Here is a 13,928-nt window from a genome sequence, read left to right as displayed (position 1 = left end):
TCATGGCCCTGTTCGTCGTGGAATACACGTACAGCCCCGAGACGTCGTCCCTCCGCGACGACCACCGGACACAGCATCGTGGGTGGCTCACCGAACTGGTCCGCCGCAAGGTCATGCGCTCGACCGGCCCCCTCGCCGACGGCCACGGTGCGCTGTTCATCGTCGACGCCGAGGACGAGGACGCCGTCGCACGCCTCTTCACGCAGGATCCGTTCGCCCAGGAGAATCTGGTGCAGAACGTGCAGATCCGCGGATGGACGCCCGCGATGGGCGAATTCAGCGAGTAGGACGCACGTCACACCCAGCCGAACGGGGCTCGGCTCCGAATACCTCTAGCGGATCGTTCTGCGCACGCCGCGATGATCGCTGTACCAGTCGTCGTCGGGGCGAAACATCGAAGGAAGTACGCATGCCCGGGTTCCCCCTCGCACCGGCCGACAGCCTCGGCCAGGACGCGTTCACCTCGCTGGTGGTCTCTCTTCCGCGCCCGGTCAGCGTCTATGACGACCGACGGCAACTGGTGTTGACGAACCCCGCCCTCGCCGACTTCGTCGGATACCGATTGGACGAATTCGATCGTGTGGACCTCGCGGGATTGATGCACCCGTCGGATGCGCCGCGGTGGTTCGGCCTGGTCCGAGGTGTCCTCGACACCGGCACCGCCCACGCCGGGTATGCCCGCATCCGGCACAGGAACGGGAACTGGCTGTGGGCGCACGGGTTCGCCTCCACGTTCACGTCCGCGGACACCCGCTTCGTCGTGCTCGTGTGGCAGGACAGGACCGACGACGTCTGGAACAACCCGCGCTTGCTCGACGAGGCCGACGTCGTCCGTTCGCGGGCGATCATCGAACAGGCCAAGGGTGCGCTGATGCTCGTCTACTCCCTCTCCGCCGACGCCGCCTTCGACCTCCTGACGTGGCGGTCACAGGAGACGAACACGAAGATCCGCGTGATCGCCGAGCAACTCGTTCTCGCGTTCGGCGACGACATCCGCGCGCCCACTTCGTTTCGCGACCGTTTCGACGCTCTGCTGCTCACCGCTCACGAGCGGCGCAGCCGATAAAAAAGCCCGGGGCGGTCCCGCGACCTGGGGGCTCAACCCGCGGAACCTGGGCCGGTGGTGCCACCGGTGACGCTTCCGACCCTGGGGCGTCGATTTCCCGCCTTGTCGAATGACTAAACAGTCGGCGGGCACCAGCGCGTGCGCGCGGTACGACCTTTCCGGCGACCGGGACCGTGCGGCCGTCGAATTCGGCGGCTGCCAGCAGCAGTCGCGGCTCCCCTCTCTAGGATGTCGCGGTGTCCACAGGATTGCTGAACGAACCGCTCGAGCGGTCTGCCCCGCCACCGGTACCGAGACCGTTCCGGGCGCCGATGATCCTCGCCGCGTCCGGCGCGGTGTTGGCCGCCGTGTTGTTCTGGATCGTCTCCGGCAGCCTGACGGACGATGCCTACATCAGTTTGTCGGCCGCCAGGAACCTCGCCGTCCACGGGGAGTGGGCGATCGTCCACGGCCTGACCGCGAACACGTCGACGTCCCCGCTCAACGTGCTCGCGCTCGGGGCACTGACGTTCCTGACCCGGTTGTGGGGCCCGGGCGACCCCCTGTTGGCACTCGGAATGCTCAACGTCGCGGTCACCGCCCTGTTGGGCTGGGTACTGGCGCGGATGTGCCGGCGGCTCGGCATCGGGACCGGGTGGGCGGTACTCGCCAGCGCGCTGGTGGTGTTCAACCCGTTCGTGTTGTCCGCGGTCGGGCTCGAGGTGCTGCTGATCCCGGCGGCCGTCGCGGTGATGGTGTGGTTCGCGCTCGAGGGCCGGGCCGCCTGGTTCGGTGCGGCCGCGGGGATGGCGGCGCTGGTACGTCTGGACCTGCTCGTTTTCGTCGTGGTCATCGCCGCCCTGTCACCGGCGATTCGCACGCAACTGCGCCGCGCCCTCGCCGGCTTCGCCGCGATCGCAGGGCCGTGGTATCTGTTCAGCTGGGTCGTCCTCGGTTCGGCGCTGCCCGACACCTTCCTGATCAAGCAGGGCCAGGCCTCCGACGTGGGCGGCTACAACTACCTCACCGGCCCGATCATGTACTTCGAGTCCAACCCGTGGCGGACCGTGGCGGCATTCGGTCCCGCGGTCCTCGCGCTCGTGCTGATTCTCGTCGCGCTCGCCTCGTACGCCAGACCCTGGAAGCGACCGGTGCCCGTCCCCGTGCCGCTGCTCGCGCTCGGCTTGTCCGGCGCCCTCTACTACGTCGCCTACGTCGTGCTCGACACCGTGCCGTACCACTGGTACTACGTGGCGCCGGCGACCACGCTGGCGATGTTCGCCGTCCTCGCCGCCGGCATCCACTGGAGCGCCGCGCGCGACACCCCGTACCGCGCCGCCGCAGGCACGCTGGCCGGCCTCCTCGCCGTGCTGGGAGTCGGCGCCGTATACTACGACGTCGAGAGCGGTCTCCCGTGGGAGGCACCCCCCATCTTCGGTAACTGGGCGAGCGCGCAGGACTACGAACGGGTCGGCCGGGCGGTCGGGACACTCGTCGGGGAGGCACCGGTGCGATCCCCCGGTGAGATCGGGACCCTCGCCTACTTCTGTGAGTGTGTGATCGTCGACGAGTTCTCCGACCGCGGATTGGTGGTCGAGGACCGGTTGGTGCCCCGTCTCGCGGAGGCCACGGAACCGGCGCGAACGTTGCTGCGCGCCAACTACGCCTTCTTCGACTACCGGCTCGCACCCGTGAATCCCGCGTTCGATCTCCGGTACGAGGAGGGCCGTGGTCCCGGCGGTCCGATGTCCTGGGACGTGTTCTCCGCTGCCCGCGGAGCCGGTCACTTCATCCTGGTGCCGCTCACCGGCGGCTGACGCCCTCGAACACGTCGTAGCCGGGGGTGAGGACGTGATCCGGGTCGAACCTCCGTTTGGCCTCGTCGAGGCGGTGGAACGCCGACCCGAAATGCCGGCGCCAGTCTTCGGGGGACATGGGGACCGCGCTCACCGGGTAGAGCGCGCCGCCGGCATTGCGGACGCGGTCGTACACGGCCCTGTTGGAGTCCACGAGCCGGTTGGCGTCGCCGAGGTCGGCGGTCGTCGGCACCCGGACGAAGTTGAACGCGAAACACAGGCCCTCCGAGGGTGTCCGCAGCAGTGGACTGGTGATCGCTCCGGTGCGGATCGGCGACAGCACGATCTGACCGAACTTGCCGAGGTCGGTCGCAGGATCAAGCCTGCCCAGCTCGTCGTCGACCAGCGACTCGACGTGCGAGTCTCCGATGAAGGTGGTGATCCAGGGGTGCGGGTGGAACCACTGGCCGTTGCCCCGCAACGCCGCTTCCAGCCCGGCCAGCCGCTCGAGGTAGTCGACGTACGCAATCGTGCCGGGCATCCGTCCGGCGGGGTCGTCGGACAGTCCGGCGAGCAGTACGTCGTCGTCCGGCGGGCTCCCGGTGAAGAACTTCGCCACGTCCAGCTGGAACGAGAGCTCACCGGTCGGTGCTGCCAGGATCGCGCCCTGCACCGCGTCGAAGCCGGCGCCCGCGGACAGGAGGCGCGCGTCCTTCAGCATCCCCGCCAGGTTCGGGTAGACCAGCACGAACCTGCGCACCTGCTCGGGTGCCGCGACGAGTTCGAGCGTCGCCTCGGTGATCACGCCCACCTGGCCGAGCCCTGCCCGCACCGCGTCGAACAGGTCCGAGTGGCTCTGTGCCGAACAGGTGATCGTCTGCCCCGTGCCGGTCACCACGTCCATCGAGATGACGTTGTCGCTCTGGACGCCGTACCGCGAGGTCGTGCCGCCCACGCCCCCGACGACGAGTGTCCCGCCGACCGACAGGTCGAGGTAGTCGGTGAGCACGGGCGGGGTCTGTCCCCGCGGCAGCGTCGCGGCGAGCACCTCGCGCCACGTCGTGCCCGCGCCGACGACGATCCGGTCGCTCACCGCCCGGCCGACGGAGTGCCGCGTCGACATGGCGGCCACGATGCCGTTCCGGGCTCCGGATCGTCCCCACACCGAGTGGCGCTGCCCCTGCGCGGCGAACGTGCGGCCCCGCTTCGCGGCCCAGCGGATCGTCGCAGCGACGTCGTCGGTGGATCCCGGTAGCAGGACGGACTCCGGTTCCGTGTGCACGAGGTGCCCGAAATCGTCGGCGGCCTGTTCTCGCGTCGCTTGATCGAACCGCAGCTCGCCGTCCAGCGCCGGCGGCGGCAGATCGGTGGTCCGTGCGTTGCGAAGGTGCGGGTCCATCGGGTTCTCCTTCCATGGATTCTACGACCCGCCTGCCAGGTCACGAGGTTGCCGATCCTCGCTTCGCGTCGAGTCGGTGAAGCAGTGCGCGCGCGCCGTCGAGGAGCAGTTCGAGTGCGTCGGGATAGGCGCTGCGGTCGGAGAGGTCGACGAGCAGGCCCGCCGTCGCGGCGATGTGCGGGTGCGTCTCGGCCGGCAGTTGCGCGTAGGACGATCGCCACAGTTGCCGGTCGGACTCACGGACGTCCTCGGGCAGTGCGAGTTCGGCTCCGTCGAGGGCGGCGAACGCCAGCATCTGATCGACGAACGCACGGTAGAGGCGCACCGCTGCGCCGTCGGGGAACCCCGCCTCGCGCAGTATCCCGAGGATCGTGTCGACGGCCGCTTTCTCCGAGGTGCGACCGCTGACACGGCTGGCCGACAGGACTGCCGCCTGGGGGTGGTCCAGATACGCTGCATGCGAACGTATTCCGAGGGAGTGCAAGTCGCGCCACCAGTCTCCGGTGGGTTCCCACCCGCGGAATGACCGGCCGATCAGCTCGTCGGCGATCGCCAACGTGAGGTCGTCGATGCCGCGGAAGTACCGGTACAGGGTGCTGGGGTCTGCCCCGAGCGCAGCACCGAGGCGGCGGACGGACAGGCCCGCGCTGCCGTGGTGCCGCAGCAACCGCAGTGCCGTCTCCATGATCAGCTGCTCCGAGAGAACTCCACCCTGCTTCGTCGGCCTGCGCCTCTTCCGGGCCGAGTCCGAGACCACCTGCTTCGCCATTCCGGGATCCTTCCGTCGGCCGCAGCTTATGCCAACACCGTTGACGGTGTAAACGGCGACGGTGTTGCATGTCACAGGCAGGGAGCGAAGCCCCAGGCCGCGGGCACGAGACACCGGACCGGCGCGTGGCCTCTCGTCCCTCTCCACCTCCAGCGAAAGCGACGCACACATGGCAGCAGTGAACAACGGCGCGGCGGACGTGCCGAGGGCGACGTCCCTCCGCAAATCCCTCGGCGTCATGGACGGAGTTGCGATCGCCGCCTCGAGTACCGCGGCGACGACCAGCATCGGTGTCGGTTTGGGGGTCATCGCCGCCGTGGTCGGTCTCCAGATGCCGGTGGTGCTGTTACTGGCGTTCGTCCCGATTCTGGGAATTGCCAGCGGATACGCCCGGCTCAACCGGGTCGAACCCAATTGCGGCAACAGCTACGTCTGGGTGGGCCGCAGTCTCAGTCCGTGGCTGGGTTTCCTCACCGGGTGGATGGCCATCGTCGCCGTGGTCGTGTTCATGGCCTACACCACCGCGATCGCCGGGTCGGCGATCCTGCAACTCGCCGGCATGGCCGGCCTGCACGGCATCGGCGGGCTCGCTCTCGATCCCGACTCCACGCTGCAGTCGACGATCTTGGGGCTGACGATCCTCGGTGCGGTGACCTTCACCGCCGTCCGCGGCGTCGCGGTCGCGGCACGGCTGCAGAAGTATCTCCTCGTCTTCGAGTACGTCGTGTTGATCGGCTTCTGCACGTATGGACTGTTTGCCGGGAGCCAGCCGTTCTCCCTGTCCTGGTTCAATCCCTTCGCGATTCCGTCGTTCGCCGTGCTCGCCGAGGGCATGGTGATCGCGGTCTTCTTCTACTGGGGTTTCGAAGCGGCGTTCAGTGTGAGCGAGGAGGTGCGCGATCCGCGCGATGCGTCCCGCGCCGGCGTGATCACCGTCTTCCTGGTCCTCGGCTTGTTCCTGCTCGGTGCGGTGGCCTTCCAGCGCGTCCTCACCCCCACGGAACTGGCGGACAACGGGACCGTCGGGCTCGCGTTCCTCGGCGAGGCACTCGCCCGTCAGCCGCTGGCCGCGCTCCCCGTGGTGGCGCTGATGTTCTCCGTCGTCGCCTCGCTCCAGGCCACCGTGATACCCAGCGCGCGTGGACTGTTCGCGATGGGCCGGGACCGCACGCTCGGCCCGGTGTGGACCCGCATCCATTCCCGCTATGGAACCCCGGCGGCCGGAACCGTGCTGCTCGGCGGCATCTCCGCCGTGGTCGCACTGCTGGCCACGGTCATCCCCAAGCTCAGCGACCTTCTCGGTGCGGGCATCAGTTCGATCGGTCTGGTGGTCGCCCTGTGGTACGGCCTGACGGCGCTCGCCGCCGCCGTCCGGTTCCGCGGACTCCTGCGCGAACGTCCGTGGGAGGGACTGCGCGCGGTCGTGTTTCCCGCCGTCAGCGCCCTGGTGTTGCTGGCGTTGGGCGGTTACCTGGGCTGGATCTTCTACACCTCGGCAGATCATCTCGAGTTCAGCGCGACCAACGGTTGGTTTCAGCTGCTGTTCCCGGTCCTCATCCTGATCTCGGGGCTGGTGGTGGCCGCGCACGCGAAGTGGGTCCGGCGGTCGCCCTACTTCGTCACCGGACGCGGAACAGATGCCGACGCCGCCGACCTGCTCGGTGCACCCACCGAGGTTCCCGTGACCACCCGTTCCTGATCAGCGCGACGCGACCTGATCCGACCACCGACGAAATCACTTCCCGACAGGAGATTTTCGATGTCAGCAGAACCCGCAGATCTGGTCTTCACCGGCGGATCGATTGCCACCCTGGACCCGGCCCGCAGCCGCGCCACGACGGTCGCGGTCACCCGTGGCCGGATATCGGCTGTCGGCCACGACGAGGTCCGGGAGTTGATCGGCACCCGCACCGAGGTCGTCGACCTCACCGGCAGGCTGCTGCTCCCCGGCTTCCAGGACGCGCACATCCATCCCGTGGTGGCCGGACTCGAGTCCGCCCGGTGCAACCTCACCGGCGTCAGCGATGCCGCCGCCACCCTCGCCGTCATCCGCAGCTACGCCGACGCACACCCGGAGTTGCCGTGGATCGTCGGCGGCGGGTGGTCGATGGAGGCGTTCGACGGGGGGACACCCACCGCGCAACTCCTCGACACCGTCGTGCGGGATCGGCCGGTGTTTCTGCCCAACCGCGACCACCACGGGGCTTGGGCCAACACGAGAGCCCTGGACATCGCGGGCATCACCCGAGACACCCCCGACCCCGTCGGCGGACGTATCGAACGCGACGCCGACGGCGTGCCGACCGGCATGCTCCAGGAGTCTGCGATGGAGTTGGTCGGCTGCCACACCCCGCAGCACACGCCCGACGACCGACTGAAGGCCCTGCTCCATGCCCAGCAGCACCTGCATGCGCTCGGCATCACCGCCTGGCAGGACGCGCTACTCGGCGACACCTCCGGGATCTCGGACGTCTCGGACGCCTACCTGACCGCGGCCGGCGACGGGTCCCTCACTGCGCGGGTGGCGGGCGCCTTGTGGTGGGATCGCGATCGGGGCGCCGAGCAGATCCCCGACCTGCTCCGGCGACGTTCCCGTCTCCGCGTCGGGAGGATGCGGGCCGACACCGTGAAGATCATGCTCGACGGTGTCGCCGAATCCCGCACCGCGGCCATGATCTCCCCGTATCTGGATGGATGCGGCTGCGCGACAGCCCATTCCGGCACCAGCTTCGTCGACCCGGACGCGCTGCGCGGGTACGTCACCGAGCTCGACGCCCTCGGCTTTCAGGTGCACTTCCACGCGCTCGGCGACCGGGCCGTGCGCGACGCGCTCGACGCGGTCGACGCCGCTCGGACGGCGAACGGATTCCGCGACACCCGGCCGCACCTCGCCCACCTTCAGGTCGTGGACCCGGACGACATCCCGCGCTTCCGCGCGCTCGGCGTCACGGCCAACATGCAACCGCTGTGGGCAGCCCACGAACCGCAGATGGACGAACTCACCATCCCCTTCCTCGGGGACGAACGCTCCCGCCGGCAGTACCCCTTCGGTTCCCTGCTGCGCTCGGGCGCAACGCTGGCGGCCGGCAGCGACTGGCCGGTCAGCAGCGCCGACCCGATCCACGGCATCCACGTCGCGGTCAATCGCGTGCTGCCGGGCCGGGACGGGCAAGGCCGCCCGGTGTTCCTCCCGGAGCAACGAATCGACCTCACGGCCGCACTGACCGCTTACACCGCCGGGTCCGCGTACGTGAACCACCTCGACGACACGGGGAGCATCGAGGTGGGCAAGCTCGCCGACCTGGTAGTCCTCGACCGGGACCCGTTCACGGGAACTGCCGACGAGATCGGCGGGAGCCGGGCGGTCCTGACCTATGTGGGCGGTGATCGCGTCTACACCGCACCGGACGCGTGAGGTCCCGCGGGAGGAGGCCCTGTTCGGTGGCCGCGGATGCCGATCGGCGGACCGTCGTGGCGCCGATCGGCATCCGCGGCCACACTGGAGATGTCCCGCCGAAGTCAGGAGACAGTGATGGGCGACAACAGGCCGTTCGGGTTCGACCCCGACGATCTCGACCGCGTGATCCGTGAGGCCGGCGAGGAATTGCAGGGCGTCAAGGACCGGATCGTCAGGTTCCTGGACCAGGCGGATTCTCAGATTCCGTGGACGGGCGTGTTCGCGGACTTCGCCCGCTCGCCGCGCGGCGCGTCGAAGCCGGAAACGGCCGGCGAGACCGGTGACGGTGTGTGGGCGATCTACACGCTCGACGACGAGGGCGTCGCACGTGTCGAGCAGGTGTATGCCACCGAACTCGATGCGCTCCGCGCGCACAAGCACAACACGGATCCCCACCGGTCGGTGCGGTTCCTCCCCTACGGCGTCACCGTCAGCGTCCTCGACCAGCCGGAGGAAGCAGCGCCACCGGAGACGGAGTGACCGGGGCCGCTCAGTCCTCCAGCTCGAGCGGCAACTCCGCGGTGACCCGCCAACTGCCGTCGGTCTGCCGTCCCGCCTCGAGGGTGCCGTGCAGGACGGCGACCCGCTCTCGCATGCCGAGCAGCCCGTTGCCCGACCCGAGCGAGAACTGTCCGGACGAGTTGCCGTTGTCGGTGATCTCGACGAGCACGTCCGTCTCGCGGCGCCGCACCCGCACTTTCGCGCGCGGACGTTCCCCGGCGTGCCGCAGCACATTCGTCAGCGATTCCTGGACCAGCCGGTGGACGCCGAGGCTGACCGCGGGGCTGATGTCGTCCAGCTCCCCCGTCAGTTCGAGTTCCACGGGCAGGCCGGCGCTGCGCATCATGTCGACCACTCGGGCGAGGCCGGCCGTGCCATGCTGGGGCATGTCGTCGGTCGCCGGTTCGGTGCGCAACAGCGAGACGGTGCGCCGCAGTTCCGCCAGGGCCTCCCGCCCGGTGCTCGCGATGTTGGTGAGCGCCTGCTTCGCGATGTCGGGGTTGGTCTTCAGGGCGTAGGACGCGCCGTCGGCCTGCACGATCATCACGCTCACGGCGTGCGCGACCACGTCGTGCAGTTCCCGGGCGATCCGGGTCCGCTCGGCGGCCACCGCGTCCTCGGCGCGGCGATCCCGGTCGTAGTCGGCGACGACGAGGCGTGCGGCGACCTCCTCGTCGTAGGCCCGGCGGGCGCCGAGGAACTCCGCTGTGATCCAGGAGAGCGCGAAGACGAGGACGGAAAACAGTCCGGCCGCCACCAGTTCCTGTTCCAGCAACCAGATCGACAGGGCCGAATCGACGGCGAGGCCCACCGCGTACACCGCGGCCGTGCGGCGGTCGACGTAGGCGACGAGCGTATAGAGGGCAACGGCAAGGGCCAGCAGACCGGGATGTTCGGCGTCGAGGTCACCGATCGAATAACTGATGAAGGTGATCGTGATCGACGTCACCAGAACGGCACCGGCCGCCGCCCGCGGGTACTTCCGACGCCACGCGATCGGCAGGCACAGCAGGAAACCCATGACCAGCTGCACCCACGGCGAGCGGTCTCCCGACGCGGTGAACACGAACACCTCGAGGGTGAACAGGATCGCCGCCAACATCGAGTCCGCAACCGTCGGCTTTCCTCGCAGCCACAGACTGAACCTCCGCATGTGCACAGCGTAAGTACCTCAGGGTGGGTGTGGTTGAGTCTGCACCATGAATGTGGGTGACTGGGCGCTTCTTCTCACCGCCGCGACGGCCGCCGGGTGGGTGGACGCTGTCGTCGGCGGCGGCGGACTGATCCTCATTCCCGCACTGTTTCTCGTCGCACCGCAGCTGACGCCGCAGGCGGCGCTGGCCACCAACAAGCTCACCGCGTTCACCGGCACCTCCGCCGCCGTCGTCACGTTCGCGCGCCGGATCCCCATGAACTGGCGGCTGCTGGTTCCCGCCGGCCTACTCGCGGCGGTGGCGTCCGCGCTCGGCGCGGCAACGGTGTCGCGCATCGACAAGGACGTCTTCATCCCGCTCATCATGGCGGTACTCGTCGGCGTCGTCGTCTTCGTGACGATCCGTCCGCAGCTCGGGACCACGCTGGCGAAGGATCCGCCGACACGGCGGAAGGTCGTCGCAGTCGTCCTGCTGTCTGCCGGGCTCCTCGGTTTCTACGACGGCCTGTTCGGGCCGGGCACCGGAACATTCCTCATCATCAGCTTCGCCACGTTCCTCGGCACGGAGTTCGTGCGCAGCGCGGCGATGGCGAAGGTGATCAATCTGGGATCGAATCTCGGTGCGCTGGTGTTCTTCGCCGCCACCGGCCACGTGCTGTGGGCACTCGGTCTGGGTATGGCTGTCTGCAACGTGATCGGCGCGGTCATCGGTTCGCGAATGGCCTTGAGCAAGGGCGCCGGATTCGTCCGGATCACCCTGCTGATCGTGGTGATCGCGATGGTGATCCGGTTGGGTTGGCAGCAATTCGGCTGAGCGACCGACTACGGTGGTCCAGGTGACGGCTCCACGACAGGTTGATCCGGAATTCCTTGCCCTCCCCCTGCGTTCGCTGGCGGACGCGGCACTCGCCGCTGCCCGCGCGGCGGGTGCGTCGCACGCCGACCTGCGCGTGCATCGGCTGACCAGCCAGTCGCTGCGGCTGCGCGACGGTGAGGTGCAGTCGGCGGTGGACACCAGCGAACTCGGCTTCGCGGTGCGTGTCGTCGTCGACGGCACCTGGGGTTTCGCCTCGCATGCCGAGCTGACGCCGGCGACCGCCGCCGCGACCGCGGAACAGGCCGTCGCGGTCGCCCGGGCGTTGCGTGGACTGAACCGGGAGCACGTCGAACTCGCCGCCGAACCGGTGCACACGGATGTCCACTGGGTGTCCGATTACGACGTCGATCCGTTCGAAGTTCCCGCCTCGGACAAGATCTCGCTGCTCGGTGAATACTCCCGCAGGCTACTCGGATCCGACGGCGTCGACCACGTCACCGCCGGATGCCTGCAGGTGAAGGAGCAGACGTTCTACGCCGATCTCGCCGGATCGTCCATCGTGCAGCAGCGGGTGCGGCTGCATCCGCAACTCGAAGCCACCACCGTCGACCAGTCGGCCGGCGTCTTCGAGACGATGCGCACCCTCGCTCCCCCTGTCGGCCGCGGATGGGAGTACGTCGCCGGCGACGGGGTGTGGAACTGGACCGACGAACTCACCCGGATCCCGGACCTGCTGGCCGAGAAGGTGAAGGCCCCCACCGTGGTACCCGGCCCCACCGACCTGGTGATCGACCCGACGAACCTGTGGCTGACGATCCACGAATCCGTCGGGCACGCCACCGAGTACGACCGCGCCATCGGCTACGAGGCCGCGTACGCCGGCACGTCGTTCGCCACCCCCGACAAGCTCGGCACGCTGCGCTACGGGACGCCGATCATGCACGTGACCGCGGACCGCACCGAGCGGCACGGTCTCGCCACGATCGGCTACGACGACGAAGGCGTCGAAACCCAGTCCTGGGACCTGGTGGCCGACGGGATTCTCGTCGGCTACCAGCTGGACCGGGCGTTCGCGCCCCGGCTCGGGCTGGCGCGTTCCAACGGCTGCTCGTACGCCGACTCGCCGCATCACGTCCCCATTCAGCGGATGGCCAACGTGTCGTTGCAGCCCGATCCCGACACCGACCGCAGCACCGACGACCTGATCTCCGGTGTGGAGGACGGAATCTACGTCGTCGGCGACAAGTCCTGGTCGATCGACATGCAGCGCTACAACTTCCAGTTCACCGGTCAGCGGTTCTACCGCATCCGCGGCGGGAAGCTCGACGGGCAACTCCGCGACGTCGCGTACCAGGCGACGACCACGGACTTCTGGGGTTCGATGGAGGCCGTCGGCGGCCGCTCCACCTGGCAGCTCGGCGGCGCCTTCAACTGCGGCAAGGCGCAACCCGGCCAGGTCGCGGCCGTCAGCCACGGCTGCCCGTCGGCACTCTTCCGCGGCGTCAACGTACTGAACACTCGGACGGAAGGCGGCCGATGATCGCACCGCAGCAACTCGTGGAGCAGGTCCTCGCCCGGGCCACCGTGGACGAGACCATCGTGATCGTCACCGATGCCAGCGAGGCGTCCCTGCGGTGGGCAGGCAACTCGATGACCACCAACGGGGTGTCCACGTCGCGCAGCTGGACCGTCATCTCGATCGTCCGGGCCGGCGAGGACGCGAGGGTCGGCATCGTCACGTCCGCCTCCGTCGACGCCGCCGACATCGACGGCGTGGTCCGCTCGGCCGAAATCGCCGCCCGCGCAGCCACACCCGCATCGGACGCGATGCCGCTGCTCACCGGCACCGACACCGACGAGCGGTGGGACGATTCGGCGGAGCGCACCGAGATCGGCGCGTTCGAACAGCTCGCCCAGGATCTGAGCATGGGCTTCGACGGCAGCGACCAGCTCTACGGTTTCGCCCACCACCAGCTGCACACCACCTGGCTGGGCACGTCGACCGGGATCCGGCGCCGGTTCGCCCAGCCGACCGGGTCGGTCGAGATCAACGGCAAACGCGGCGACGCCAGCGCCTGGGTGGGCACCAGCACCAAGGACTTCACGGATGTGGCCAGCGTGAAGTTGCTCCAGGACCTGTCGACGCGCCTCGACTGGGCCCGCAACCGGGTGGAGTTGCCCGCCGGCCGTTACGAGACGATCCTGCCGCCGTCCGCGGTCGCGGACCTCATGATCTACCTCATGTGGACCATGGAGGGCCGGGCCGCGGAAGAAGGGCACTCCGCCCTGTCGGCGCCCGGGGGCACCCGCATCGGGGAGAAGCTGAGTGCGCTGCCCCTCACCCTCTACTCCGATCCGGCCGCGCTCGGCGTGGAATACACACCGTTCGTCGTCACCGGGTCGTCGTCCGAATCGGTGTCCGTCTTCGACAACGGGATGGACGCGGGCCGGGTCGACTGGATCCGTGACGGCACCGTCAATGCGCTCGCGTACCCGCGGGCGGCGGCGAAGGAATTCGGCGCCGACGTGACCGTGCCCGGCGACAACCTGATCCTCGACGCCGGCGGTTCGGTGTCACTCGATCAGATGGTGGCCGAGACCGAACGCGGGCTGCTGCTGACCACCCTCTGGTACATCCGGGAGGTCGACCCCGCCACCCTGCTGCTCACGGGACTGACGCGGGACGGTGTCTACCTCGTCGAGAACGGGAAGGTCACGGGCGCCGTGAACAACTTCCGGTTCAACGAGAGCCCCCTCGACCTGCTGCGGAGGGTCACCCAGGGCGGAGCCACCGAGCGGACGCTGCCCCGGGAATGGAAGGACTGGTTCACCCGAACCGCGATGCCGCCGTTGCGTGTCCCGGACTTCCACATGTCGTCGGTCAGCAAGGCGCTCTGAGTCGCGGATCCTATGCGGACGCTCGTCTAGGTGACAGCCCGTACTGTTTCCGTTATAAATGCTGCAGACATCGCGCATATGAGATTGCTCACT

General features: G+C 68.8%; 12 protein-coding genes. 9 read left to right on the top strand and 3 right to left on the bottom strand.

Annotated elements, in window-relative coordinates; all coding sequences use genetic code 11:
* Positions 1-2 precede the first annotated feature (2 nt).
* From QM693_RS15405 to QM693_RS15395, 3 genes are all read left to right on the top strand, one after another.
* The gene (locus QM693_RS15405) at positions 3-287 is read left to right on the top strand and encodes a YciI family protein (RefSeq protein ID WP_105417547.1); all 285 of its coding nucleotides are present in this window, start codon (positions 3-5) and stop codon (positions 285-287) included.
* A 122-nt stretch (positions 288-409) separates the two neighbouring features.
* On the top strand, positions 410-1,066 hold the full coding sequence (locus QM693_RS15400; protein ID WP_283332484.1) for a PAS and ANTAR domain-containing protein: 657 nt from the start codon (positions 410-412) through the stop codon (positions 1,064-1,066).
* 236 nt (positions 1,067-1,302) lie between these two features.
* A complete protein-coding gene (locus QM693_RS15395; RefSeq protein WP_283352787.1) occupies positions 1,303-2,862 on the top strand; it encodes a glycosyltransferase family protein in 1,560 nt (519 codons plus the stop codon).
* Here QM693_RS15395 and QM693_RS15390 read toward each other — a convergent pair.
* Both QM693_RS15390 and QM693_RS15385 read right to left on the bottom strand, forming a co-directional pair.
* Positions 2,849-4,240 carry an FAD-binding protein gene (locus QM693_RS15390; RefSeq protein ID WP_283352786.1) on the bottom strand — a complete coding sequence of 464 codons (1,392 nt, stop codon included), beginning with the start codon at positions 4,238-4,240 and terminating at the stop codon, positions 2,849-2,851. The two genes, QM693_RS15395 and QM693_RS15390, sit on opposite strands and share 14 nt — an antisense overlap.
* Before the next feature lie 40 nt (positions 4,241-4,280).
* Positions 4,281-5,009, bottom strand: coding sequence for a TetR/AcrR family transcriptional regulator (locus QM693_RS15385; RefSeq protein ID WP_283332487.1), 729 nt, complete (start codon positions 5,007-5,009; stop codon positions 4,281-4,283).
* A 169-nt stretch (positions 5,010-5,178) separates the two neighbouring features.
* Between QM693_RS15385 and QM693_RS15380 the strand changes: the two genes are divergently transcribed.
* From QM693_RS15380 to QM693_RS15370, 3 genes are all read left to right on the top strand, one after another.
* A complete protein-coding gene (locus tag QM693_RS15380; RefSeq protein ID WP_283352785.1) occupies positions 5,179-6,708 on the top strand; it encodes an APC family permease in 1,530 nt (509 codons plus the stop codon).
* A 60-nt stretch (positions 6,709-6,768) separates the two neighbouring features.
* On the top strand, positions 6,769-8,424 hold the full coding sequence (locus tag QM693_RS15375; protein ID WP_283352784.1) for an amidohydrolase: 1,656 nt from the start codon (positions 6,769-6,771) through the stop codon (positions 8,422-8,424).
* Positions 8,425-8,541: 117 nt separating this feature from the next.
* Positions 8,542-8,946 (top strand): Rv0313 family protein, encoded by a 405-nt coding sequence (locus QM693_RS15370; RefSeq protein ID WP_005246369.1) that lies wholly within the window; start codon positions 8,542-8,544, stop codon positions 8,944-8,946.
* A gap of 10 nt (positions 8,947-8,956) precedes the next feature.
* On the opposite strand, the gene QM693_RS15365 is transcribed toward QM693_RS15370, so the two are convergent.
* A complete protein-coding gene (locus tag QM693_RS15365; RefSeq protein ID WP_280784447.1) occupies positions 8,957-10,120 on the bottom strand; it encodes a sensor histidine kinase in 1,164 nt (387 codons plus the stop codon).
* A 46-nt stretch (positions 10,121-10,166) separates the two neighbouring features.
* Here QM693_RS15365 and QM693_RS15360 point away from each other — a divergent pair, with 46 nt between their 5' ends.
* From QM693_RS15360 to QM693_RS15350, 3 genes are read left to right on the top strand one after another with little or no spacing between them, the layout of a single operon-like run.
* Positions 10,167-10,934, top strand: coding sequence for a TSUP family transporter (locus QM693_RS15360; protein WP_283352783.1), 768 nt, complete (start codon positions 10,167-10,169; stop codon positions 10,932-10,934).
* Between the two features lie 22 nt (positions 10,935-10,956).
* Complete coding sequence (locus QM693_RS15355) at positions 10,957-12,477, top strand: TldD/PmbA family protein (RefSeq protein WP_283352782.1); 1,521 nt, start codon at positions 10,957-10,959, stop codon at positions 12,475-12,477.
* Entirely contained in the window at positions 12,474-13,835 is a 1,362-nt protein-coding gene (locus QM693_RS15350; RefSeq protein WP_280784449.1) for a metallopeptidase TldD-related protein, read from the top strand. The genes QM693_RS15355 and QM693_RS15350 overlap by 4 nt, the downstream gene beginning before the upstream one ends.
* Positions 13,836-13,928 lie beyond the last annotated feature (93 nt).

Source organism: Rhodococcus sp. IEGM 1305 (genome assembly GCF_030058635.1).
GTDB classification, from domain to species: domain Bacteria; phylum Actinomycetota; class Actinomycetes; order Mycobacteriales; family Mycobacteriaceae; genus Rhodococcus_F; species Rhodococcus_F opacus_D.
The sequence above is the reverse complement of the archived record's forward strand: the minus strand, read 5'-3'. Positions and strand labels throughout refer to the sequence as shown.